This window comes from Candidatus Pelagibacter sp. Uisw_134_02 (genome assembly GCF_047720265.1).
In the GTDB taxonomy this organism is placed as follows: Bacteria; Pseudomonadota; Alphaproteobacteria; order Pelagibacterales; family Pelagibacteraceae; genus Pelagibacter.
Genome location: NZ_CP159813.1, coordinates 619,854 through 644,221 on the forward strand (window position 1 = coordinate 619,854; position 24,368 = coordinate 644,221).

28 protein-coding genes and 1 pseudogene are annotated in these 24,368 nt (G+C 26.6%); 10 read left to right on the forward strand and 19 right to left on the reverse strand.

Annotated elements, in window-relative coordinates:
* From ispF to ABXT56_RS03470, 3 genes are read left to right on the forward strand one after another with little or no spacing between them, the layout of a single operon-like run.
* Positions 1-1,116 carry a 2-C-methyl-D-erythritol 2,4-cyclodiphosphate synthase gene (gene ispF / locus ABXT56_RS03460; protein WP_415301303.1) on the forward strand — a complete coding sequence of 372 codons (1,116 nt, stop codon included), beginning with the start codon at positions 1-3 and terminating at the stop codon, positions 1,114-1,116.
* Entirely contained in the window at positions 1,109-1,612 is a 504-nt protein-coding gene (locus ABXT56_RS03465; RefSeq protein ID WP_415301305.1) for a phosphatidylglycerophosphatase A, read from the forward strand. The genes ispF and ABXT56_RS03465 overlap by 8 nt, the downstream gene beginning before the upstream one ends.
* A complete protein-coding gene (locus tag ABXT56_RS03470) occupies positions 1,612-2,082 on the forward strand; it encodes a CinA family protein (RefSeq protein WP_415301307.1) in 471 nt (156 codons plus the stop codon). Before ABXT56_RS03465 ends, ABXT56_RS03470 begins: the two co-directional genes overlap by 1 nt.
* Here the strand turns inward: ABXT56_RS03470 and ABXT56_RS03475 are convergent.
* The 9 genes from ABXT56_RS03475 to tpiA are packed head-to-tail and all read right to left on the reverse strand — an operon-like array spanning position 2,079 to position 8,771.
* Positions 2,079-2,285, reverse strand: a complete 207-nt coding sequence (locus ABXT56_RS03475; RefSeq protein WP_415301309.1) for a DUF2061 domain-containing protein — start codon at positions 2,283-2,285, stop codon at positions 2,079-2,081. The two genes, ABXT56_RS03470 and ABXT56_RS03475, sit on opposite strands and share 4 nt — an antisense overlap.
* A 35-nt stretch (positions 2,286-2,320) precedes the next feature.
* Positions 2,321-2,770 (reverse strand): type II toxin-antitoxin system RatA family toxin, encoded by a 450-nt coding sequence (locus ABXT56_RS03480; protein ID WP_415301311.1) that lies wholly within the window; start codon positions 2,768-2,770, stop codon positions 2,321-2,323.
* Positions 2,751-3,695, reverse strand: a complete 945-nt coding sequence (gene lipA / locus ABXT56_RS03485; RefSeq protein ID WP_415301313.1) for a lipoyl synthase — start codon at positions 3,693-3,695, stop codon at positions 2,751-2,753. The genes ABXT56_RS03480 and lipA overlap by 20 nt, the downstream gene beginning before the upstream one ends.
* Positions 3,685-3,987: an FtsB family cell division protein gene (locus ABXT56_RS03490; RefSeq protein ID WP_415301315.1), complete on the reverse strand. Its 303-nt coding sequence runs from the start codon at positions 3,985-3,987 to the stop codon at positions 3,685-3,687. The genes lipA and ABXT56_RS03490 overlap by 11 nt, the downstream gene beginning before the upstream one ends.
* Positions 3,987-5,243 (reverse strand): phosphopyruvate hydratase, encoded by a 1,257-nt coding sequence (eno, locus tag ABXT56_RS03495; RefSeq protein ID WP_415301317.1) that lies wholly within the window; start codon positions 5,241-5,243, stop codon positions 3,987-3,989. The genes ABXT56_RS03490 and eno overlap by 1 nt, the downstream gene beginning before the upstream one ends.
* Positions 5,244-6,068 carry a 3-deoxy-8-phosphooctulonate synthase gene (gene kdsA, locus ABXT56_RS03500; protein ID WP_415301318.1) on the reverse strand — a complete coding sequence of 275 codons (825 nt, stop codon included), beginning with the start codon at positions 6,066-6,068 and terminating at the stop codon, positions 5,244-5,246.
* On the reverse strand, positions 6,065-7,681 hold the full coding sequence (locus ABXT56_RS03505; RefSeq protein ID WP_415301319.1) for a CTP synthase: 1,617 nt from the start codon (positions 7,679-7,681) through the stop codon (positions 6,065-6,067). The genes kdsA and ABXT56_RS03505 overlap by 4 nt, the downstream gene beginning before the upstream one ends.
* 47 nt (positions 7,682-7,728) lie before the next feature.
* Entirely contained in the window at positions 7,729-8,025 is a 297-nt protein-coding gene (secG, locus tag ABXT56_RS03510) for a preprotein translocase subunit SecG (RefSeq protein WP_415301321.1), read from the reverse strand.
* Positions 8,026-8,030: 5 nt separating this feature from the next.
* On the reverse strand, positions 8,031-8,771 hold the full coding sequence (gene tpiA, locus ABXT56_RS03515; RefSeq protein ID WP_415301323.1) for a triose-phosphate isomerase: 741 nt from the start codon (positions 8,769-8,771) through the stop codon (positions 8,031-8,033).
* Between the two features lie 56 nt (positions 8,772-8,827).
* On the opposite strand from tpiA, the gene ABXT56_RS03520 reads away from it, so the two are divergent.
* From ABXT56_RS03520 to gltX, 7 genes and pseudogenes are all read left to right on the forward strand, one after another.
* The gene (locus ABXT56_RS03520) at positions 8,828-10,249 is read left to right on the forward strand and encodes a SurA N-terminal domain-containing protein (protein ID WP_415301325.1); all 1,422 of its coding nucleotides are present in this window, start codon (positions 8,828-8,830) and stop codon (positions 10,247-10,249) included.
* A pseudogene (trpE, locus tag ABXT56_RS03525) lies at positions 10,249-11,702 on the forward strand (anthranilate synthase component I). The gene ABXT56_RS03520 and the pseudogene trpE overlap by 1 nt, the downstream one beginning before the upstream one ends.
* Entirely contained in the window at positions 11,702-12,274 is a 573-nt protein-coding gene (locus ABXT56_RS03530; protein ID WP_415301377.1) for an anthranilate synthase component II, read from the forward strand. Before trpE ends, ABXT56_RS03530 begins: the two are co-directional and overlap by 1 nt.
* The gene (gene trpD / locus ABXT56_RS03535) at positions 12,274-13,266 is read left to right on the forward strand and encodes an anthranilate phosphoribosyltransferase (RefSeq protein ID WP_415301327.1); all 993 of its coding nucleotides are present in this window, start codon (positions 12,274-12,276) and stop codon (positions 13,264-13,266) included. Before ABXT56_RS03530 ends, trpD begins: the two co-directional genes overlap by 1 nt.
* The gene (locus ABXT56_RS03540; RefSeq protein WP_415301329.1) at positions 13,259-14,050 is read left to right on the forward strand and encodes an indole-3-glycerol phosphate synthase TrpC; all 792 of its coding nucleotides are present in this window, start codon (positions 13,259-13,261) and stop codon (positions 14,048-14,050) included. Before trpD ends, ABXT56_RS03540 begins: the two co-directional genes overlap by 8 nt.
* An 88-nt stretch (positions 14,051-14,138) precedes the next feature.
* Entirely contained in the window at positions 14,139-14,816 is a 678-nt protein-coding gene (lexA, locus tag ABXT56_RS03545) for a transcriptional repressor LexA (protein ID WP_415301331.1), read from the forward strand.
* 22 nt (positions 14,817-14,838) lie between these two features.
* A complete protein-coding gene (gene gltX / locus ABXT56_RS03550) occupies positions 14,839-16,239 on the forward strand; it encodes a glutamate--tRNA ligase (RefSeq protein WP_415301333.1) in 1,401 nt (466 codons plus the stop codon).
* Here the strand turns inward: gltX and lpxB are convergent.
* The 10 genes from lpxB to ABXT56_RS03600 all read right to left on the reverse strand — a co-directional run bounded on the left by lpxB (position 16,216) and on the right by ABXT56_RS03600 (position 24,368).
* Complete coding sequence (gene lpxB, locus ABXT56_RS03555; protein ID WP_415301335.1) at positions 16,216-17,352, reverse strand: lipid-A-disaccharide synthase; 1,137 nt, start codon at positions 17,350-17,352, stop codon at positions 16,216-16,218. The two genes, gltX and lpxB, sit on opposite strands and share 24 nt — an antisense overlap.
* The gene (gene lpxI, locus ABXT56_RS03560; RefSeq protein ID WP_415301337.1) at positions 17,349-18,140 is read right to left on the reverse strand and encodes a UDP-2,3-diacylglucosamine diphosphatase LpxI domain-containing protein; all 792 of its coding nucleotides are present in this window, start codon (positions 18,138-18,140) and stop codon (positions 17,349-17,351) included. The genes lpxB and lpxI overlap by 4 nt, the downstream gene beginning before the upstream one ends.
* A 1-nt stretch (position 18,141) precedes the next feature.
* Positions 18,142-18,924 (reverse strand): acyl-ACP--UDP-N-acetylglucosamine O-acyltransferase, encoded by a 783-nt coding sequence (gene lpxA / locus ABXT56_RS03565; protein WP_415301338.1) that lies wholly within the window; start codon positions 18,922-18,924, stop codon positions 18,142-18,144.
* Positions 18,921-19,904, reverse strand: coding sequence for a UDP-3-O-(3-hydroxymyristoyl)glucosamine N-acyltransferase (lpxD, locus tag ABXT56_RS03570; protein ID WP_415301340.1), 984 nt, complete (start codon positions 19,902-19,904; stop codon positions 18,921-18,923). The genes lpxA and lpxD overlap by 4 nt, the downstream gene beginning before the upstream one ends.
* Before the next feature lie 55 nt (positions 19,905-19,959).
* A complete protein-coding gene (fabZ, locus tag ABXT56_RS03575; protein WP_415301342.1) occupies positions 19,960-20,409 on the reverse strand; it encodes a 3-hydroxyacyl-ACP dehydratase FabZ in 450 nt (149 codons plus the stop codon).
* A gap of 7 nt (positions 20,410-20,416) precedes the next feature.
* Positions 20,417-20,617 carry a hypothetical protein gene (locus tag ABXT56_RS03580; RefSeq protein WP_415301344.1) on the reverse strand — a complete coding sequence of 67 codons (201 nt, stop codon included), beginning with the start codon at positions 20,615-20,617 and terminating at the stop codon, positions 20,417-20,419.
* 125 nt (positions 20,618-20,742) lie between these two features.
* Positions 20,743-20,937: a hypothetical protein gene (locus ABXT56_RS03585; protein WP_415301346.1), complete on the reverse strand. Its 195-nt coding sequence runs from the start codon at positions 20,935-20,937 to the stop codon at positions 20,743-20,745.
* Positions 20,937-23,177 (reverse strand): outer membrane protein assembly factor BamA, encoded by a 2,241-nt coding sequence (gene bamA, locus ABXT56_RS03590; RefSeq protein ID WP_415301348.1) that lies wholly within the window; start codon positions 23,175-23,177, stop codon positions 20,937-20,939. The genes ABXT56_RS03585 and bamA overlap by 1 nt, the downstream gene beginning before the upstream one ends.
* A gap of 7 nt (positions 23,178-23,184) precedes the next feature.
* Positions 23,185-23,532 carry a hypothetical protein gene (locus ABXT56_RS03595; RefSeq protein WP_415301379.1) on the reverse strand — a complete coding sequence of 116 codons (348 nt, stop codon included), beginning with the start codon at positions 23,530-23,532 and terminating at the stop codon, positions 23,185-23,187.
* The gene (locus tag ABXT56_RS03600; protein ID WP_415301350.1) at positions 23,508-24,368 is read right to left on the reverse strand and encodes a 1-deoxy-D-xylulose-5-phosphate reductoisomerase; all 861 of its coding nucleotides are present in this window, start codon (positions 24,366-24,368) and stop codon (positions 23,508-23,510) included. Before ABXT56_RS03600 ends, ABXT56_RS03595 begins: the two co-directional genes overlap by 25 nt.

Genomic DNA, 24,368 nt, shown 5'->3' on the forward strand with positions numbered 1-24,368 from the left:
ATGAATAATTGTTTTATAATACTTGCTGGTGGAGAAAGTAAAAGATTTAATTCAAAAACACCTAAGCCATATCACCTTTATAAAGGGAAGGTTTTACTATCACACTCATTAGATAAAGCAAAAAATTATGGTAAATTTAATAAAATAGTTCTTGTTATTAATAAAAAACATAAAACACATATTAAAAAACTTAAAATCAAAGATGTAAAAATTATCATTGGTGGAAATACCAGGGCAGAATCTTCACATAAAGCTCTAAAAAGTATTAGGAATGATAATATAAAAAATGTTATGATTCATGATGCTGCAAGACCTAATTTTTCTCTAAAACTTTTACAAAAATTAGTTAATGGATTAAAATTTAATGATTGTGTAATTCCGGCTGTTAAAACAGCAGACTCAATTAAACAAAAAAATTCTGGTATAGTTACAAATCTAAAAAGAGAAAATATTTATTTAATTCAGACACCTCAAGCTTTTAATTATAAAAAACTATATGCTCTACAAGATAACAGTGATGCTACAATTACTGATGATGCAAACTTATTTGTAAGAGCTAGAAAAAAGATAAAAATTATTAAAGGTGAGGCTAGAAATAACAAGATCACAATAAATTCAGATATAAGAAGTGATTATTCAATCAAATATGGATTAGGCTTTGATGTTCATAGATTGGTACCTAATAAAATACTTTATCTTGGTGGTATTAAAATACCTTCACCTCTTGGTACATTAGGTCATTCTGACGGTGATCCTGTTTTACACGCTATAACAGATGCTATTCTTGGAGCTTGTTCTATGGGAGATATTGGAGAAAAATTTTCTGATAAAAGCAAAAAATTAAAAAATATTAGATCTACAATTATACTAAAAAAAATAATCATACAAACAGAAATTAAAGGCTATTTAATTAATAACCTTGATATAAATATTATTACTCAGAAACCTAAAATTCAAAAATATAAAAAACAAATTACAAGCTGTATTGCAAAAATATGTAAAATTTCTCCTTCACAAATAAATATTAAAGGCAAAACAACAGAAAAATTAGGTGTAATTGGAAAAGAAAAAGCTATAGCCTGCGAGGTAATTGCTTCAGTAATTAAAAATGATTAAAACTTTCAATTCACTGTTTGTTACAATGCTTGGTTTAGGTAAAATCAAGTTTATGCCAGGAACTTTTGGTTCATTAGCAACTACAATTATTCTTTACTATTTGTTTCATTCGTTAAATATTTCATCAAATGTAATTTTGATAGGTTTAATAATAATATTTGTCTACGCATTTTATGCAGTTTCAAGTCATACAGAAAATAATGATAATAAAGATCCCAGTGAAATAATTATTGATGAATTTCTAGGTCAATCCATTCCAATATATCTTTATGAGATATCGCATGGAACAACAAAGGATGCTGATGAAGCTATGATTTATTACTTCTTATTTTTTATCCTTTTTAGATATTTTGATATTATTAAACCATTTCCAGTGAGCTTTTTTGATAAAAATTTTAAAAATAGTTTTGGTGTAATTATGGATGATATTTGTGCTGGATTTTATGTTGTACTATCACTTGTGTGTTTTATGATTATTAAAAGTTATGTTTTATAATGAAAAATTTAGCCAATAAAGTTGTAAAAAAATTAATTAAAAAGAAACTTAAAGTTTCGTTTGCTGAATCCTGCACCGGTGGTCTTTTATCAAGTTCAATAACTTCAATAAGTGGTTCTTCTAAGGTATTTAATTTAGGTCTAATTACTTATTCAAATAAAGCAAAAGTTAACATTCTTAAAGTTCCTAATAAAATAATAGAAAAATATGGTGCTGTCAGCGAAGAATGTTGTTTATCTATGGTTAAAAATTTAAGCAAAATTAGTAAAGCAAATATATCTATATCAATTACGGGTATTGCTGGACCTAATGGTGGTACAAAATTAAAGCCAGTTGGTTTAGTTTATATTGGTGTTAAAAAAGGAAACAAAATAATAGCTAAGAAAAATTTATTCAAAGATAAAAATAGAATATCTATACAAAAGATTACAGTTAGTACTGCACTTAATATAATAGATAATATTATCTAATTTTTAGCCCAATTTATATTATTCCAAATTCTTTCATGAAAATAATATAAAAAAAATTTAGTTATAGCTTCAATACTACCTATAGAGGCACCTATTAATAAGTCACCTGTTAATACCCATGCAATAATAAAAGTTGTTAAACTAGCAGTAACACGCCATGTTAATGTTTTAACAATTGTTCTTTTTTGTAAGTCTGCAGACATAGATTACCTTTCTACACATATCGTAATTAAATGATTTATCTACCCTTAAATAAATCGTTAGCTCTTTTTTGAAATGAGTCAGCTATTTTATCTAAACCATACTGAAAAGATTTATCCATTACAATATTTAAAAATTTATTTTCAATCTCAAAATCAATATCAAAAGATATCTCGGTAGAGCTATCTTTTTCAAGAAAAACCCATTTATTATCCAAATGTTTGAGGGGTCCTTCGATATTGGTTACAAGGATAGTGTCTGTATCTTTATTAAATCTGACATCACTTTTATAGGTTGCCTTAAAAGGACCTTTGCCTATTGTAAGGTCTGCAATTATTGAGATTAGATTTTTTTCTTCTTTTTTTTCATAAATTTTTGCACCTAAACAATAAGGTATAAACTTTGGGTAACTTTCAATATCTAGAACAAGATCAACTAATTGTTCTTTATTGCATTCAATTAATCTCTTAACTGAGGCTTTGGGCATTATACTTTTCTAATCTATTTTTTTGTAATTGAGCAAAGTCTTCATCTGCATGATAAGAAGATCTTGTTAATGGTGAAGATGAAACTAATAAAAAACCTTTGGATTTTGCAATATTTTTTAGATCTTTAAATTCATCTGGATGATAATATCTCTCAAGTGCATGGTGTTTTACTGAGGGTTGCAAATATTGTCCAATTGTTAAAAAGTCTACATCTGCAGATCTTAAGTCGTCCATCACCTGAATTAATTCATCTTTACTCTCTCCTAAGCCAACCATTAGCCCTGATTTAGTAAAAACTTTTTTATTAATTTTTTTTACATTCTTTAAAAGTTCCAATGAACTAAAATATCTCGCACCTGGTCTAACTTTTAAATAAAGTCTTGGAACTGTTTCAATGTTATGATTGAAAACATCTAAGTCTGCTTCTAAAATTTTTTTATAAGAGTCGCCCTTTCTTAAAAAATCTGGGGTTAAAACTTCAATTGAGGTTTGAGGGTTTTTTTTTCTTATGGCTGTAATTACATCAAAAAAATGATTGGAACCTCCATCTTCTAAATCGTCTCTATCAACAGAAGTTATAACAACATGCTTAAGATTAAGTTTATGAACAGCATTTGAAATTTTGTAAGCCTCAAATGGATCTAAATTTTCAGGTTTTCCTGTTTTAACATCACAGAAAGCACATGCTCTTGTACAGGTGTCGCCCATAATCATAAATGTAGCATGACGCTTACTCCAACATTCGGTAATATTTGGACAATTAGCTTCCTGACAGACTGTTACTAAATTGTTTTGATTAACTATAGTTTTGGTTAAAAAGAATTCTTTGCTATTGGTTAATTTAGACCTTATCCAATTAGGTTTTTTTTTAATTGGATTCACTGGTTTGTTAACTTTTTCTGGGTGTCTTGGTTTAATTGTCATTGTTTTTAATTATATAGAGGGTCTCCCCTTCTTTGCCAAACATAAATTTTTCTCTAATTAAGGTTTCAACATAATCTAGGTCTAATTTTGTACTTAATAGAGAATTTTTAAATTCAAGATCTTTGATTTTGTTAGATAAATTAGCTTCTTCAATTTTTAGATTAACTAAAATTTCTTTTTTTTTAAAATAAGAAAAAAGGCCTCTTTCTCCATCTAGAAGGTTAAAGAAAAAATAAAGAATTAAAAAAGTAGAGATTAATAAAAAATAATTTTTTTTTAATTTACCCAACATTAATCAATTTTACTCATTGTTGCTTTTTTTCCAAGCTCTTCTTCTATGCGTAATAATTGATTATATTTTGCAACACGTTCGGATCTTGCTAATGATCCAGTTTTGATTTGATTTGAATTTGTACCTACAGCAAGGTCTGCTATAAATGTGTCTTCACTGTCTCCAGATCTGTGAGAAATTATTGTCTTATAACCAATAATTTGTGCAAACTTAATAACTTCAAGCGTTTCAGATACTGTACCGATTTGATTTAGTTTAATTAATATCGAATTTGAGGAATTATTTAAAAAACCTTTTTTAAGTCTTTCTAAATTAGTTACATAAAGATCATCCCCTACTATTTGAACATTTTGAGTATTTTTCATTAATTTACTCCATGCCATCCAATCATTTTCTCCAAATGGATCTTCAATAGATCTAATTTTGTATTTATTTATTATTTTCTTATATTCTTTAATAGATTGATCTACTGAAACATATTTTTTTGAATGAATAGAGTATTTATTTTTTTTAATTAATTCATTTGCTGCAACATCTAGGCAAATCGAAACATCTTTGCCATTTTTAAAACCAGACTTATTAATTGCAGCAACAACTAAATCCAAAGCTTTTTCGTTGCTACTAATCATTGGAGCAAAGCCTCCTTCATCTCCTACAGACGTTGATAAACCCATCTTTGTAATCAATTTTCTTAAGTTATTAATTACAACAAAACATATTCTCATAGCTTCTGAAAAACTTTTGGCTTTATCAGGTCTAATCATAAACTCTTGAATTCTTAATCCGTTATTAGCATGTGCTCCACCATTAATAATATTCATTAATGGGTAGGGCAATCTGTAATTATTTTTTACTAAAAAAGTTTTATATAAAGGAACTCTCTTAATTTTAGCAGAAAGTTTCTTAGTAGCCATAGATACAGCTAAAATAGCATTAGCACCTAAACTTATTTTTTGGCGAGTACCATCAAGATTAATTAAGAATGTGTCTATACGTGTTTGATCATGAATATTTGCACCTGTTAGTTTTTTAGAAATTTTTGTATTAACTAAATTGACTGCATCTAAAACACTTTTACCCAAATATTTTTTATTATTGTTGTCTCTTTTTTCAAATGCTTCGTAAGTACCAGTCGAAGCACCTGAGGGACAAATAGCTGAGGCACTTAAATTTTTTGAATAAATTTCAGCTTCGATTGTTGGGTTTCCTCGGCTATCAAAGACTTGACGAGCTCTTATCTTTAAAATCTTACACATTTATTTTTTAATTAAATTATCTATTTCAAATAATTGAGATAGTAATTTTTCTAATTTATCTAGTGGAACCATATTGGGTCCATCAGACGGAGCATTATCAGGGTCTTGATGTGTTTCAACAAAAACGCCCGCAACACCAACTGCAACTGCAGCTCTTGCTAAGTATTCAACAAACTCTCTTTGACCACCACTAGTCTCGCCTAGACCTCCAGGTTGTTGAACTGAATGTGTGGCATCAAAAATAACAGGATAACCATTTTTTGCCATTATAGGTAGAGATCTCATATCAGAGACAAGAGTATTATAACCAAAACTTACTCCTCTTTCTGTAACTAAAATATTATTATTACCTGAGTTTGCAATTTTTTTTGTAACATTAACCATATCCCATGGGGCAAGAAATTGACCTTTTTTAACGTTTATAATTTTTCCTGTTTTTGCAGCAGCTATTAGTAAATCTGTTTGCCTACATAAAAATGCTGGAATTTGCAGTATATCAACATGAGGAGCCACAACCAGACATTGTTCAGCATTATGTATGTCAGTTAATATTGGAACTTCTAATTCTTTTTTAATCTTATCAAAAATAGGTAAAGAATGTTCAAGACCCATACCTCTTTGGCCTTTTAGACTTGTTCTGTTAGCTTTATCAAAAGATGTTTTGTAAATAAAACCCATATTAAACTTAGAGGTAATCTCTTTAATTTTACCTGCCATATCCATAGCATGCTGTTCAGTCTCAAGTTGACATGGACCAGCAATAATACAAATCTTATTATTATTTGAAATTTCTATATTCCCACAATTAACTTTTATATTTTTCATTTATGATTTTTAGCAGCCTTGATAAATGATGAGAATAAAGGATGTGGTACCAAAGGTCTAGATTTAAATTCAGGGTGAAATTGTACAGCAACAAACCAAGGGTGGTTTTTTAGCTCAATAATCTCTGGTAATTTGTTATCTGGAGACAATCCAGAAAAAATTAAGCCGTTTTTTTCAAATTTTTCTTTATAACTAATATTGACTTCATATCTATGCCTATGCCTTTCTTGAATTAATTTTGATTTATAGATTTTTTTGATTAATGAATTTTCATTTAATTTAGCCTCATAAAGACCAAGTCTCATAGTACCACCTAAATCTTTGTCAGTTCCTTTAACTAATTTTCCATCTCTATTCCATTCAGTAATTAAACCAATAATTGGGATACCACCTACGCCAAATTCACTTGAAGTAGCTTTTTTTATATTAAGTTTGTTTCTAGCAAATTCAATAATAGCCATTTGCATTCCAAAACAAATACCAAAAAAAGGAATTTTTTTTTCTCTAGCATATCTAATTGCTTCAATTTTGCCTTCAGTTCCTCTCTTACCAAAACCACCTGGTATTAAAATTCCAGAGATTCCTTTTAGTTTATTTTTGATTTCAGAAATTTTTAAATTCTCAGAATCTATTCTAACTAAATTAACTTTTAAATTATTATCAATTCCCCCATGAGTTAAGGCTTCATCTAATGATTTGTAAGCATCTTTGAGATTTACATATTTGCCAATGATTGCAATATTGATTGATTTTTTTGTATGAAGAATAGTTTTTGTAATTTTTTTCCATGGATTTAAATTAACTTTTTTTCTTGATTTGATACTAAAATATTCAAGAACTTGTTTATCTAAATTCTCTCTATTAAAACTTATCGGTGCTTCATAAATAGTTTTAACATCAACTGTTTGAATTACATTTTCAATATTAACATTACAAAATAAAGATATTTTTTTTCTATGCTCTAATGGGATAGGTCTTTCTGATCTACAAATAATAATATCCGGCTGTATACCAAGACTTCTTAATTCTTTTACAGAGTGTTGAGTGGGTTTTGTTTTAATTTCATCTGAGGCTCTAAGATAAGGAACTAAAGTTAAATGAATAAATAAAGCATTTTTTTTACCAACATCATTTGCAAATTGTCTAATAGCTTCAACAAAAGGAAGACTTTCAATATCACCAACTATTCCTCCTATTTCACAAATTACAAAATCTTCTTTAGATGTATCATTTTTTATGAACTCTTTAATACGATCGGTTATGTGAGGAATAACCTGAACAGTTTTACCAAGATAACCTCCCTTACGCTCTTTCTTTAAAACTTCGCTATAAATTTTACCAGTTGTAATATTGTCAGATTTTTTTGCTGAAATTCCTGAAAATCTTTCATAATGACCTAGGTCCAAATCAGTTTCGGCACCATCGTTTGTTACAAAAACTTCACCATGCTGAAAAGGACTCATTGTACCTGGGTCAACATTTAAATAAGGATCTAGTTTTCTCAAACGAACTTTAAAACCACGTGATTGAAGTAAATATGCTAGTGAAGCTGAAGAAAGACCTTTTCCTAATGATGATACCACGCCGCCAGTGACAAATATAAATCGTGCCATGGAATTATCTTATAGCGATTATTTAATAAAATGGAAAGTTTTAATTCTTAATTTTCAGGAATTGATGGTGTATCACTAGATTTTTCCTCAATGATGTCTAATACAGATGATGTTGACGCAAGTTCACCTCTAGATATTATTGTTAAAGCTAAGCTACAAATGATAAATAACGTTGCAACTACAGCTGTGGCCTTGCTCATAAAATTACCAGCAGATCTAGAAAGCATAAAACTATCTTGCGAAACACCAATACCAAGCGCTCCACCTTCAGATTTTTGAACAAGTATTAAAAGAACAAGTATTGTTGCTAAGACCAGGTTTATTACTAATAATATGTTTTCCATGGAGGTTAAGTATATGTTTTTTTAACGATATCAATAAATTTTTTAGCATTTTGAGATGCTCCACCAATCAAAAAACCATCAATATTATTAATTTCTCTTAAGTTTGTAATATTTTGAGGATTTACAGAACCTCCATATAAAACTTTTGTAGATCTATCTTTAAATTTATTTTTAATGAATTTTACAGTTTTAAGAAGATCTTGAGGTTTTGGTATAATGCCACTACCTATAGCCCAAACAGGTTCGTATGCTAAAAAAATATTAGATTTATTCTTGATATTTTTTAAACCAGTTTTAATTTGCTTAGATAAAATTGAGTAAGTCTTTTTTTTTCTTTTTTCATTTAAAGTTTCACCAATACAAAAAATAACTTTTAATTTGGCTTCCAAAGCACTTTTAATTTTCTGATTTATCAGTTTATCACTTTCACCTTTTTCTCTATTCTCTGAATGACCAATAATCACAAAATGAGCACCAATATTTTTTAACATATGGCAGTTAACAAAACCTGTATGAGCGCCATAATTTTTACTTTCATGACAATTTTGACCACCTATACCTATTTGACAATTTCTAAATTTTTTTGAAAAAGAACTGATTAGAGTGTTTGGAGGACAATAAATTAATCTACCTCTCTTTATTTCTTTAGATTTTGAAAATTTAATAACTTTATCCAATGTATTTAAAGAAGATAAATTCCCATACATTTTCCAATTGGCCACAAAATACATATATTTATTTGTCATAATGAAAATTTTAATCTATAGCTTGATATTTTAAAGATCAATATATTAATAAAGTAATGATAAATCCTTTTAAAGAATTCACAAAAAAAAAGATTGGTGGGTTAATACTAATTTTTGTTATTATAATTGCCTTTGGTTTTGGTGGATTCGGTGGTGGCTTTAGCACTGGAAATCAGAATAATATAGCTAAGATTAATAACACTAATATTTCTACTCAAGATTTTATGGATTACCTGAATCAATCAGGATTAAGTCAACAGGTAATAAAAGAAAATATTGATAAAAATATAATTGAAGAACTTTTGTCGTCTTTAGTTTCCATGACTTTACTAGATCTTGAAATAAAAGATTTGGATTTAATTTTATCAAAAGAAATAATTGTTAAAAAACTTAAAAAAAATAAAAACTTTATAGATAAGGAAGGTAAATTTCAAAGAACTCTTTATGAAAAATTTTTATTAACAAATAATATGAACGCAGCAATGTATGAATTTAAATTAAAGAACAATGCTCTGCAGAAAGAATTATTCACATACATAAGTGGCGGTGCTAAATCTCCAAAATTTTTAATTGATAAACATTTTGTTGAAAATAATAGAAAATTGGATATTGATTTTATTAATTTGAGCAAATTTTATAAAAAGAATGATGAATTTACTAATCAAGAAATTAAAAAATTTATAAATGAAAACTCAGAAAAACTAAAACAAGATTTTATTGATTTTTCGTATGTGGTAATCACTCCAAAAAACTTAATAGGAATTGATGAGTTCAATCAAGCATTTTTTGATGCAATTGATGAAATAGATAACAAAATATCTAAAAATTTTGATTTTGATACAATTATTAATGAACTTAACATTAAACCAATAATTAAAAAAAATTATATCAATTTAGAAAACAAAAAAACTACTGATAGTAAAATTTATAATTCTAGAAAAAATAAAATTGAAATACTTGAAGATAATGGAATGTTCATATTTTATCAAATTGATAAAATTAACTCTAAATTACCAAGTCTAGATAACGATAAATTTTTAAAACAAATTAAAAATCTTTTATTTCAAAAAGAAAAATTTGAATTTAATAAAAATTTACTGGAGCTAATAGATAATAAAAAATTTAATCACACATCTTTTAAAGAACTTGGTAAAGATAAAATTGAAAAGACTCAATTAAATTCAATTAAAGATATTAACAATTTTGAAATTAATTCTGTTGAGATTTTATATTCATTGCCCATTAATACATTTACAATGATTGCTGATAAAGATGATAACATATTCATAGCTAAGGTGACAAATTATGAAGATATACTTATTTCACAAGACTCAGATAAATTTAATACTGTCTCAAATGAAGCTAGTGCAGAAAACCGAAATGTGATCTTAAAATCTTATGATTATCTCTTAAATAGTAAGTATAAAGTTGTTATTAATGAAAAAACCCTTGATAGAGTAAAAAATTACTTTAGATAATGCTAAATCGAAACTTTAAAGATTTTGAGTTTCAACATAAAAGAAAAAAAAATCAAATTATTTATACATCTAGAAAAGCACAGAATGATCAAGAAGTTTTAAATTTAATTGATAACTTTCTTAACGACAAAAATAGCTTTATCTTTGAATCTGTAGAGAAAGGAAAGATAAGAGGTAGATATACAATTTTTGGTAAAAATCCAGATAAAATTTGGGAGTTTAATAATAAAGACTCATTTCTAACTACAGAAAATATAAAAAAAAAAATCAAAGGTACGCCTGATAAAATTATTGAAAAAATTATAGAAGGATTCAATTTTAAAACACCGCTAGGCCTTCCGCCTATTTGCTCTTTGATATCAGGCTATTTTTCTTATGACACTATCAGATATATCGAAAAAATACCCAACAGCTGTAAAGATGATTTAAACCTACCAGATGTAAGATTATTAAGACCAAGAACGTTGGTTATTCATGACAATTTAAAAAAAAAATTTTTTATATTGTAAATATTTTTAATGATGAAAAAATTTTAAATTATAAAAAAAAGTATTTAGAAATTAAAAGTGAAATAAATAATTTATTGAACCAGGCATCTTCAGGAAAAAGTAATTTTTATAGTAGTAACAAAACTTATATTAAAGTTAAATCCAATACATCTAAAAGTAAGTTTTTAAGAATGGTTGATAAAGCTAAAAAATACATTAAGATTGGAGATATTTTTCAGGTAGTTTTAAGTCAGAGATTTGAAGCAAAACTATCAAAGAAACCTTTGGAAATTTATAAAAAACTAAGAGTTACTAACCCTTCTCCATTTATGTATTTTTTTAATTTTCAAGATTTTCAAATAATAGGGGCTAGCCCAGAAATTCTAGTTAGACTAAGAAATAACAAAATTACAATTAGACCAATAGCAGGAACTAGACCCAGAGGTAAAAATTTCAAAGAAGATAATTTTTTTGCAAAAGATTTGTTACAAGATAAAAAAGAACTTTCGGAACACCTAATGTTGCTTGATTTAGGTAGAAATGATGCTGGTAAAGTTTCTAAAATAGGCAGTGTTAAAATTACAGAGAGTTTTATGATTGAAAAATACTCACATGTGATGCACATAGTTTCTAATGTTATGGGTATCTATAATAAAAAGTTTTCAAAATTTAAGTCATTGCTTGCTGGCTTTCCAGCTGGAACAGTCTCTGGTGCACCAAAAATTCGTGCTATGGAAATAATAGATGAACTAGAAACAACAAAAAGAAAAGTTTATGCTGGTGGTATAGGTTATTTTTCAGCAAATGGCGAGTTTGATACTTGTATTGCACTAAGAACAGCTGTTGTAAAAAATAAAAAATTTTATGTTCAAGCTGGTGCTGGTATTGTAGCAGATAGTAAACCAATTAAGGAATACGAAGAAACTGTCAATAAAGCAAAAGCACTAATGAATGCTCTAAAATGATGAAAATTATATTAATAGATAATTACGATAGTTTTACATTTAACTTATATCACTACCTATCCTCATTAGGAGCTAATGTTGATGTTATTAGAAATGATGAAATTACTGATAAACTAATAATAAAAAAAAGATATAATAGAATTGTTATATCACCAGGTCCTGGTAATCCAAATCAATCTGGAAATTGCATCAAGATAGTAAAAACTTTATATAAAAAAATTCCAATATTGGGTGTTTGTTTAGGTCATCAAATAATTGGACAGGTATTTGGTTCAAAGATAATTCAAGCGAAAAGGTTAATGCATGGAAAAACAAGTGTAATAAAATCAAGAAAAATTGGTATATTAAAAAATCTTCCCTCAAAATTTGAAGCTACAAGATACCACAGCTTAATAATTGATAAAAAAACACTTTCCAATGAACTTGAGATTACTGCGGAAACAAAAGATGGAATAATTATGGGTGTAAAACATAAAACATACAATATTCATGGTGTTCAATTTCATCCTGAAAGTATAAAAACTACTATGGGTATGAAGATATTAAAAAATTTTATAAATTATAAAAATTAATGGAAACATATTTAGTAAAACTAAGAAATAAAGAGAATTTATCTTTTGATGAAAGTAAATCAGCATTTAAAACATTAATGGCAGGTAAAGCTTCAGATAGTGAAATATTTGATTTTTTAACTCTACTATCTGCAAAAGGTGAAGTTTCTGATGAAATTGCAGGAGGTGTTTATGTATTAAGGAAAATGTCAAAAAGAGTTAATGTTAAAGATTGTCTCGATACTTGTGGAACAGGTGGGGATGGTATGAATACATTAAATATTTCTACTGCTTCAGCGTTATTACTATCTAGCATGGGTATTAAAGTAGCAAAACATGGCAATAAAGCTGTTTCATCTAAATGTGGATCAGGTGATGTTTTGGAAGCTTTAAATATAAAAATTAATTTAGAACCTAAAGATATTGAAGAGCAAATTAATAAAAATAATTTTGGTTTTATGTTTGCACCAAACTATCACAGTGCAATGAAGTGTGTTGGTCCAACTAGAAAAAAAATAGGTAAAAGGACAATATTCAATATGATTGGGCCTCTAAGTAGTCCTGCTCTTGTTGAAAGGCAAGTTGTGGGAGTTTATGATAAGAAATTATTAAAAATTTTTGCAGATGCTCTAAAGAATTTAAATATTAAATGTGCTTGGATTGTTAATAGTGAAGATGGTTTAGATGAAATATCACCTTATGCAAAAACAAATGTTGTACAATTAAAAAATGGTGAAATTTCAAAAATACTAATAGACCCCAAAGAATTAAATATTGGTGCAAATAAATTTGATGATTTATTAGGGGATGATGCTCAATTCAATGCAAGTAAAATAATAGATATATTTAAAGGTGAAGACAATGACTTCTCAAAGGCTGTCTGCTTAAATGCTGCAGCAGGACTTATAGTTACAGAAAAAAATTCAGAATTTAAAGAAGCCTACGATTCTGCAAGGTCACATATATTATCTGGTAAAACATTTTCAAATTTAAAAAATATACAGAATGTCTGAAAACATATTAGAAAAAATAATAAAAAAAAAGATTGAACATATTGATTTATTAAAAAAGTCTATTTCATTAAATTCTTTAAGTATAAAAATAGATAAAAATAAATCCTTTATTAACTTTAAGGATAAAATACAAAATAATATCGATAATAATAAAATTTCTTTAATTGCTGAAATTAAAAAAGCTAGCCCTTCTGCTGGTATAATAGTAGAAAATTACAACCCTTTAAATATAGCTAAAATTTACAATGATAATAAAGCCACCTGCTTATCTGTACTCACAGAAGAAGATTTTTTTTTAGGAAATCTAATTCATATTACTAAAATAAAAGAAGAATTAAAACTTCCTGTTCTTTGTAAGGATTTTTTTATAGATAAATTTCAAGTTCATCTTGCAAAAAGTTATGGGGCTGATGCTATATTAATAATCATAGCTGGTGTCTCTGATGAACTTGCGTATGAACTATATGAAGAAGCGCTTAAACTTAACATGTCAGTTATTGTTGAAGTACACACTGTTGTTGAAGCAAAAAAAGCTCTTAACTTTAAAGAAGCTTTAATAGGAATTAATAATAGAAATCTTAAAACCCTCAAGACAGATATAAATACAACTTATGACATTCATGATATTCTAATTAATCATACTGGACCTTTAATTTCTGAGAGTGGCATTAAAACAAAAGAAGAACTTTTAGATTTAAATGATAAAACAAATATTAAAACTTTTTTAATTGGTGAATCACTTTTAAAAAATTTAGACAATAATTCAATTTTTTCAGTCCTTTAGTCAAATAAACCCTTATTTTATTGAGTTTTTAGCTATTGTTTATTTAGGAGAACTTTTGTAGAACATAATTTGTACGATATTTGTTCTTATGCTAACTAAAAAACAAAAAAACCTGCTTTTATTTATCAACAAGAAGTTGAGAGCTTCTGGTGTTTCACCTTCGTATGAAGAAATGAAAGACTCACTAAATTTAAAATCAAAATCTGGGATTCATAGATTAATCAGTGCTTTAGAGGAAAGAGGTTTTATTAGAAGACTTGCACACAAAGCAAGAGCTTTAGAAGTTATAAAGCTTCCAGAAACAGCTTCTGCAAATGATATTTATAACAGTTTTTCACCAAGTGTTATTAAAGGTGGACTAGATGCAAAAGAAACTAGCGCAAATGAAATAGAAATACCTGTATTGGGAAAAATTGCAGCAGGAACACCAGTTGAAGCAATTCAAAATGAGGTCGCTAGAATACCTCTACCAAGTAATCTTGAAAAAAATGGTCAATATTTTGGGCTTAAGGTTCAAGGTGATTCAATGATTGAAGCTGGAATTAATGAGGGTGACACTGTTATTATAAAAAGATCAGATACAGCGGATAATGGTAAAATTGTAGTTGCTTTAATTGATGAACACGAAGCCATGTTAAAAAGAATTAGAAGAAAAGGTAAAACAGTCGCGCTTGAAAGTGCAAATAGAAACTATGAAACTAAAATATTTGGTCCAGATAGAGTTAAAGTACAGGGTGTTTTAGTATCTTTATATAGAAACTTCTAAAAAAATAGTCTAAACATTTTAAATGTCTAAAGTAGCAACAAGATTTGCTCCATCTCCAACTGGAGCTCTACATATTGGTGGTGTAAGAACTGCTTTATTTAATTGGTTATTCTCAAAAAATAAAAAAGGTACTTTTCACCTAAGAATTGAAGATACTGATAAAGAAAGATCTAAAGATGAGTATAAGATTCAAATTATAAAATCATTGAAATGGATAGGTATAAATCATGATGGTGATGAATATATTCAATCAACTAAAATTGATGATCATATTGAAGTTGCAAATGAATTGCTTAAAAATGGAAATGCTTATAAATGTTATTGCTCAAATGAAGAAATTGAAGAACAAAAAAAAAGAGCTAGACAAAAAAAACTTCCTTATATTTATAATAGAAAATGGAGAGACCTTGGGGAAAGAGATGCTCCAAAAAATATAAATCCTGTAATTAGATTTAAAAGTAAAATTGAAGGAACATCTATTTTAAAGGATTTGGTCCAAGGCAATATTCAAATAGATAACAATACAATTGAGGATTTTATAATTTTAAGAAACGATGGAACACCAACATATAATCTTTCTGCATCTGTTGATGATCATCAAATGGGTATGACACATATAATAAGAGGTGATGACCATAAGATTAATACATTTAAACAGATTCAGATATATATATCTATGAATTGGGAGTTGCCACAGTTTGCTCATATACCGCTTATTCATACTATAGAAGGAAAAAAATTATCAAAAAGAGATAATGCCTCAACATTAGATGACTATTCTAAAATTGGAATAATGCCTGATGCTTTGAGAAACTATTTATTGAGACTTGGCTGGTCTTATAAAGATAAGGAAATATTTACCTTAGTAGAGAGTATTAAATGTTTTAATCTTGAGGGTATTGGGAAATCACCATCCAAACTAGACATGAGTCGTATTTTATCAATGAATGAACATTATATTAAAACAATAGAAGAAGATGAACTTTACAATCATCTAGTTGAATATTGTGAAATTTATAAAGAAAAGATAAAACATGAAAAAGAAGAAAAAATTAAACTCTCACTATCTTTTCTTAAAAATAAAGCAAAAACTTTAGAGGATATATTTAATAATGCTAAATATATAATCCTTGATGAAGTTGAATTTAATCAAGAAGATTTAAAACTAATAGATAAAAAAGCTAAAAAAATAATATTAGAATTTAAAAATAAAATTTCAACAATAAGTATTTTAAATAAAGAAAGACTTGAACCAATAGTTAATGAGTTGATTAAAACTTATCAAACCAATTTTAAAGGAGTTGGTCAACCATTGAGAGTTGCTTTAACAGGATCAAAATTTGGTCCAGGTTTGTATGACATTATAATTTCTTTAGGAAAAAAAGAGATTGAAAAAAGATTAAGTAACAAGGTACTTGTTTAATACTGAAGAGGCTTCTAACGAAGACGAAGATTCAGATTTAATTTCATTTAAAGTTTTGTTGCAAATATTAATTTGTTCTTTCATAAAATCTGGATTTTTTAATAAATAAATAACTGATTTGTAAATTTCTTTTGCATTACACTCATTTTGTAATAGTTCTGGAATGACTTCCTTGTTATTTATGATATTTATAATATTAACAAATTTAACTTTTATTAGAGTTTTCATAATCAGGTAATTAATCATATTTATTTTATAGATTATAATAGATGGAATATTTGCATTACAAATTTCAAGAGATATAGTTCCTGACTTAGCAATTGCAAAAACAGAACTGGATAAAATTTCAGCTTTAATATTTTCATCAGAAATAACCTGATAATTATTTAATGAACTATTTTTTAAAAAATTAAGAACTAATTCTTTATTTTCATCTGTAGCATGGAAGATATAAAAATAATCATTAAATTTTTCATTCATTAATTTAATAAAATCAGATAGAATTGGTAAAAGAATATTAATTTCTGAATTTCTGCTTCCAGCAAATATAGAAATAATTTTTTTATTATCTCTGATTAATGAAGTTAGATTGATCTTTGATTTTTTACTATCCTCAAGCAAAGGGTGGCCAACAAAGGTATTTGTAATGTTTTCTTTATCAAAATATTTTTTTTCAAACTTAAATAAAAGCAGCATGTGGTCTATAAATTTTTTAAATTTTTTTACCCTTCCTTCTCGCCAAATCCAAACCTGAGGAGCAACGTAATGAATTGTTTTAATATTTCTATTAATTTGTTTCACTCTTTCTGCAACTCTAAGAGTAAAATCAGGACTATCTACACTGAACAAAATATCTGGATTAAATTTAACAATTTCATCTACAGTTTTATTAATTCTATTTTTGATACTAAATATATTTAATAAAACACTCGTAAAACCCAGATATGTGATTTCTTTTAAATCAAAAATAGATTTTATACCTAGGGCTTGTAAGTGCGGACCACCTACACAAGAATATTCAATATCAGAATTGGATAGTTTAAGCTTTGATATAACTGCAGATGCTAATCTATCTCCTGATGGCTCTCCTGTAAGTATAAATATTTTTTTCATATAATCTTAATAAAAATTTTATTCTTATTAGCAAAGTTTATGCATTTCTTTTTATCTATAAAAATATTTTGATTTGCTTTTAAAACTACTCCTTTTAAATTTGCTCTTTTACAGTCTTTAAATGTATCTAAGCCTATGGCTGGTAAATCTGCACGTAAATCTTGTTTTTTTTTAGGAAACTTAATTAAAATTCCATTTTGATATGTGCCAGGAGTTATTGATTGAAGCATTGTTTTTGTACCTTTTGAGTTTTCTTTTTTAACTACTGTATTATTTTTTATAACCAAGCCCTGAACATGATTGTAAGCATTTAAACTATTCAAAAATTTGATACCCTTTTTAATACATATTAAATCAGATTTATTAGGTTTTATTTTGCTAAAATTTCCCTTAAGCAAAGTTAATTCTGGATTAAAATAATTTGATTTAATTACTCTAATGTTATTTTCACCTAAAATTTTAATTAATTCTTTTAAAATTGCTGCATCACCTAACTTTGATGCTTTGATAATTCTTGGAGAATAATAAATACCTTTTATATCAAATTTAAGATTTACAATTTTTGGTTTTTCAATTTTACCAGCAAATAAAACTCTTTTACATTTTTTTTCTTTAATTAAATTAAGAATTTGGCCAAACTTGCCTATACTAATAAAATAACTATTCTTATCTTTTTTAAAAAGATTGTTATTAGTTAAGTCTATTATAAAGTATTTTAAATTTTTATTTTTAATCTTATTTAATATTTTTTTTGGAAAATCTGTACTACCTAAGAATAATCCAATCATTTTATTTAAAATAAGGTGTACAAATTGGTCTTTTTTTATCTTTATTAATAAAATCAATCACTTCTTTTACTAGATTATTTTCTTCAAAATTCCCATTTAACTTGCTTAAATTTTCATTCAATCTTTCAGTTTTAAAAATCTCTTTATATGCTTCTGTAAGGTCAATGATTTCTTTATTTGGTACCTTATTTCTTCTTAATCCTACAACATTTATTCCATTCAAATAATTTCTATTACCAGTCGACAATCCATAAGGAATAACATCACGTGAAACTCCAGTCATTCCACCAATCATTGCCATTTTTCCTATTCTAGCAAATTGTTGCACGCCACAGTTACCACCAATTATAACATAATCACCTATTTCAGCATGACCTGCTATAGCTGCACTATTAGCTATAACAATATTGCTACCAATAATGCAATCATGGGCAATATGTGCGTTAATCATGATTAAATTATTATTACCTACTTTTGTTACACCTCCACCTTGTTTCGTTCCTGGATTGATTGTTGAATATTCTCTTATTGTATTATTGTCTCCTATTACAAGTTCTGTTTTTTCACCTTTGTATTTTATATCTTGTGGATCATTTCCAATAGAGGCGAATGGATAAATCTTATTATTATTTCCTATAATCGTGTAACCAGTTATATTTACATGTGATTGTATTTTTACATTATCTTTTATCTCTACATTAGGTCCAATAACAGAATACGGTCCAATTTCTACTGTTGAAGAAATTTTAGCATTAGGATCAATTATTGCAGTTTTGTGTATCATTTATTATCCTTTATGAAATTTTTCAAATTTTTTGCAGGATATCCCATAACTTTTGTATTATCTTGAATATCTTTTATTACACCACTGCCACCACCTATCTGAATATTGTTACCAATATTTAAATGTCCAGAAATACCAGCCTGTCCTCCAATTATCACATTATTTCCTAGAGTTGAACTTCCTGCAAAACCGACTTGACCAGCAATAATGCAATTATTCCCAATTTTATTATTATGAGCTATATGGACTTGATTGTCTAAAAAGGTATTTTTGCCTATTATTGTATTTGATAAAGATCCTCTATCAATTGTAGAACCACATCCAATTTCACAATTATCTTTAATTATAACCATACCTATATGTGGGTATCTAAAATTTTGTTCATTATGGGGGAAAAAACCAAAACCTTTTTTACCAATAACACAACCATCTAAAATACTTACATTATTTTCAATTATTGTATTTCTTATAATAACATTTGAACCTATAGAACAATTATTACCTATGATCACATTACTTTCAATTATTGAGTTATGTCCTATAAGGCATTTTTTACCAAATTGAACATTTTTCCCTACTAAGACATTTTTACCATATTTAATATTTTTACCTAAAGATAATTTAGAAATGTCAGAAACATCAAGATCAAAATCATCAGTAACAGATTTAGGATAAAAAATTTTAGTAATTTTTGCTATATCTACAAGAACATTTTTAACAATTATAGCAGTACAATTATTAGGTAATATGTGTGCTAGATTTTTATTTGTAATACAAAAAGAAGCTTTAGTTTTAGAGGCTAAGCTTTCATATCTTTTTGAATGAAAAAAAGTTATATCATGCTTATCAGCAACAACAAGATCCCTAATATCCAAAATTTCAATATTTTTAGATATATCATCTAGATAATCAACACCACTCAAATTTAATAAATCTTTAATTTTGAATGGACCTTTATTTATAAAAAATGGATTAATCATTGATAAGATTATTTATCAAAATTTTTATTAATTGCTTATCAATAATTATTACTAATTATTTTTTATCGACTATAGTGGCAGACCATATGGCATCAGCCATTTTTTTTCCATCTACAAAAGCCTCACCCTTATATTTCCACACCCTACCATGAGATCTTATGGCTTCTATATTAAGTTCAAGTTTACAATCAGGTATTACTGGACTTCTAAAACGAGCTTTTTCAATACCCATTAAAAAAACAAGTTTATTATCATACTCCTTTTTATCAATACCAGCTGCAGTCAAAGCAGCAGCAGCTTGACCAAAGGCTTCTACAATTAAGACTCCAGGCATTACTGGATTTTCTGGAAAATGTCCTTGGACAAAAAAACTATCTTTTTTAACATTTACAATTGCTGTGGCAGAAAAAAGTTTTTTAATGTTAATCAACTCGTCAATAAGTAACATTGGTTCTCTATGTGGGAGTAAATTTATTATATCTATCTTTGAGAGACTATTTTCCATTAAAAAATCATTTAATATCTATTTTTTTAAATTTTTTATTTAATATTTCTGTAATAACACTTGTTATTTCTAAATCTTTTTTTGCTATTACTATACTATTTTTATGTAAAATAAAAGATACAGCATTTTTTGTAGCATACTCAGAAACTATAATACTAATATTATTTGCTAATTCACTTTCAGCTTTTATTTTTTTATTATTTAACAATCTAACTTTTTCTTTTTTATTAAGATTGTACTTATTTATTTCTTCTTTTAAAGATTTTGCCTTTTCTGTAAATTCTTCTGCTTTTAATAAGTTTTTTTGTGAAATTAGTTTTGTTTCTTTTTCAATTAATTTATTTTCTTCTTTATCAAATATGATTGATAAATCTTTTTTTTTGAATTTATTTGATCAATGATAGATTTACCTGCTAAGGAATTGTTCATTATATAACTTGTGTCTAAGTATAGTATGTTTTCAGATTGAGAGCTTTTAATTGATAGTAACAAAAATATAATTACTATATAAAATTTTCTACTATTCATTAAAACGCTGTTCCTAAATTAAATCTAAATGTTTCTGTAATATCATTCGAGTGTTTCATTAATGGTTGTGATAATGAAAAATTCAGAGGGCCTATTGGAGTTAAAATATCTAATGCTACACCTGTTGATGCTCTAATTTGGCTATTATCATTAATTGAACTATCGTGATCGACACCCCAAACGTTAGCGGTATCAATAAAATAAGAAATATCAGTATTTTGAAAAGATGGAAGTAACTTTGGAAGTGTAGCATTAAAGTTTAATGTTGAAATATAATTTCCACCTAAATATTCACCATTTTTAATTGGTCCAACTTTTCCTTGTTCGAAACCTCTTAATTTTTTACTTGGAATATACAGTCTTTTTGAAAGTCTAACATCTTTACTGCTTATGGTATTTACAGCTTTTGAAGAAAAGCTTATTTTTGTAATGCTTTCAGAAATTTTTTGATATCTGCTGATTTCAAAAAAATTAACAATTTCTTGGTTTTTTGAGATCATTGGTAATTCTTGATAAAAATAAGTGTTATAGCCTTCATCTGCTTTGTATCGTTTATTTCGTAAATCATAATTAAAAGAATAATTAAAATATGTATCAAAGTAATTGCCTTTTTGTTTTTTAAGATTTTCACTTGCTAAAGAAGATGTTGTTAATTTTTCATAAGCTGTACTTATTTCTGGGCTAAAATATAAATTTTCATATTGCTGGAAAGATGTACCTATGCTACCCCCAATTTCTGAAGATTTATATCCAAAATCACTGAGCTTGTCTGTGGATGTGCTATTCAACGATGTAAATAATGTATTATCTGAATTATTAAAATTTTCTTTTTTATAAGAAAATTTTCCTCTAATTTGATCTTGTGAAAACTGTAGATTTGTATCTAAATTAATACCCTTGCCCATGAAGTTATTTTCTTTTATACCTCCTCCAATAGTTCCACCTTGTGTACCTACACCTGCACCCAATGAAATTTCACCAGTGGGCTTTTCTTCAACAATTAGGTCTATAATCTTCAAATTTTCGTTTGAACCTGGATTCAAAGTTGTCTCAACTGTTTTAAATATATTTTTTGATTTAATGGCGTTTATAGATTTATTAAATAAAATTTCATTATATGGGTCTCCCTCATCAACAATAAAAGAGTCCCTTATAACATCCTCTATTGTGAAATCATTTCCAAGAATATTTATTTTCTCAATATAAAACTTTTCAGTATCAACAAGAGTTATTTGAATGTTTAGTTTGTTATCTTGGACAATAGTTTCTGAAAGAGTTGCGTCAATAAACTCATATTGCTTAGAAAGTGCGATTTTATCAACTTCTCTTAAAACTTTTTCAATTTTTTCAAAGGAATATTCTTTATTTTTAAGTTTATTCAAATCTTTATTTATATTCACAAAATATTTAGGATCATAATCTTCTGATAAAATTATTTCCATTTCATTAAAGGTATATTTATTACCAGCTTCTATTGAAAAAATTAATTTAAAAGAATTATCATCTTTGAATTCAACAAATGAATTTGTTACATTTGCCGTGTAATAACCATTATTTCTATAAAAATTAACTAATAATCTTTTATCACGTTCCACTCTTTCAGTATTCAAATAAATAGATTGAGAAACGATTTTCCAAAATCTAGAAATATCTGAGGTTATAATATTTCTTAGCCTTTTATCCTTAAATTTTTTATCACCAACAAATTCTATCTCGCTTATTTTAGCTTTATCACCTAAATTAATGTTATAAATTAGCTGTATGGTGTTTTGATCTTCATTTAACAGGGAGTCAATTTTTACTTCAGAAAAAAAATATCCTGAGGCTTTTAGAATATTCTTAACATTATTTAGATCAGAAACAAACTTTGTTTCGACATAAGACATTCTACTTTTTAGAAAAAATTGTTCTCTCAAAACTTCACTAAGTTTTTTACTTCTTAAACCATTTATTTGAATATCTTCAATAATTGGATTCTCTAAAACAGTAATTTCAAGTGTAGTATTGTTAACCTTAATATTAACATCTTTAAAAAAATTTGACTCATAAATATTTTTCAAAACATTATTAAGTTCACTTTGCTTGTAATTTTTTCCTAAATTTATTTTACCAAAAACAATAATGGATTCTTTGGTAATTCTCTTATTGCCAAAAACTTTTACATTTTTTATAATTGAAGCAAAAGCATTGATTGTTAAGAAAAAAAACAAGAGATTAGCAATAAAGATTTTTCTTAACATGTGAAGTTTATACAACTATTGTTTGATTTTTAAAAAGCTTTTGTTCTATTTTTAGGCTTACATAAGTGTTTAATTTTTGAATTTCGTCTATATTTTTTGCTTTTTGATGCTTATATTTAAGAAACTCTTTTGAATTTAATATGTTTAATAGAATTTTTGCTATCTCGGGAAATTTAATTTTATTATCTAAAAATAAATTAACTAATTTGTCATTAGCACTAACTATAATTGTTTCATACAAAGAATCTTTAACTGACAATTTCGAAATAATTTTTGTTAATGGGAATCTTTTTTTATCGACTGACTCTAAATTTAAATTATTTAATATCTTTAAGTTAAGTTTTTTTGATTGAATTTTTTTTTTTCATTATTATAGAGTGAATTAAAAATTGGAATAGTCATATTAGTATCATGTATTAAAAGTTTAGTTAATCCATTATTTAATTTTACTATTGCATGTAAGTAAGATTGTGGATGTATCAAAATTTTTAATTGACTATACTGAATATTAAAAATTTTTTTAGCTTCAATTATTTCAAAAACTTTATTCATCATTGTAGCTGAGTCGATAGATATTTTTTTTCCCATTGACCAATTTGGATGCATCAGTGCTTTCCGTGGAGTAATAGCTTTAAATTTTCTTAATGGTGTTTTAAGAAATGGTCCTCCAGAAGCTGTTAAATAAATTTTATCAAAATCATTATATTTTTCTTTATTAATTAAAGACCAAATTGAAAAATGCTCAGAATCAACTGGTATGAACTCTGTTTTAAATTTTTTTAAATTTTTTTTAATTAAATTCCAGCCACAAATAATCGACTCCTTATTTGCAATTGCAATAACTTTTGTAAATTTTATAATTTTAAGGGTAGGTTTCAATCCTTCAAAACCTGTTATTGCACTCATTGCATAATCTAATTTTTTATTTGAAAATATTTTTTTAAAAGAGTTAAAATCATTATAAATATCAAAATTACTATCTTTTAAAATTATTTTAGCCCGAAGAAAAGAATTCTTGTCTGTGATAATAAGTTTTTTAACATTAAAAAATTTAGCTTGTTTAATTATTTTTCTATAATTTTTATTAGCTGAAATTAACTCTATTTTAAATTTTTCTTTATCTTTTTTAATTATATTTAATAATGAACTTCCTATCGATCCAGTTGAACCTAAAATTGCTATTTTTTTCAT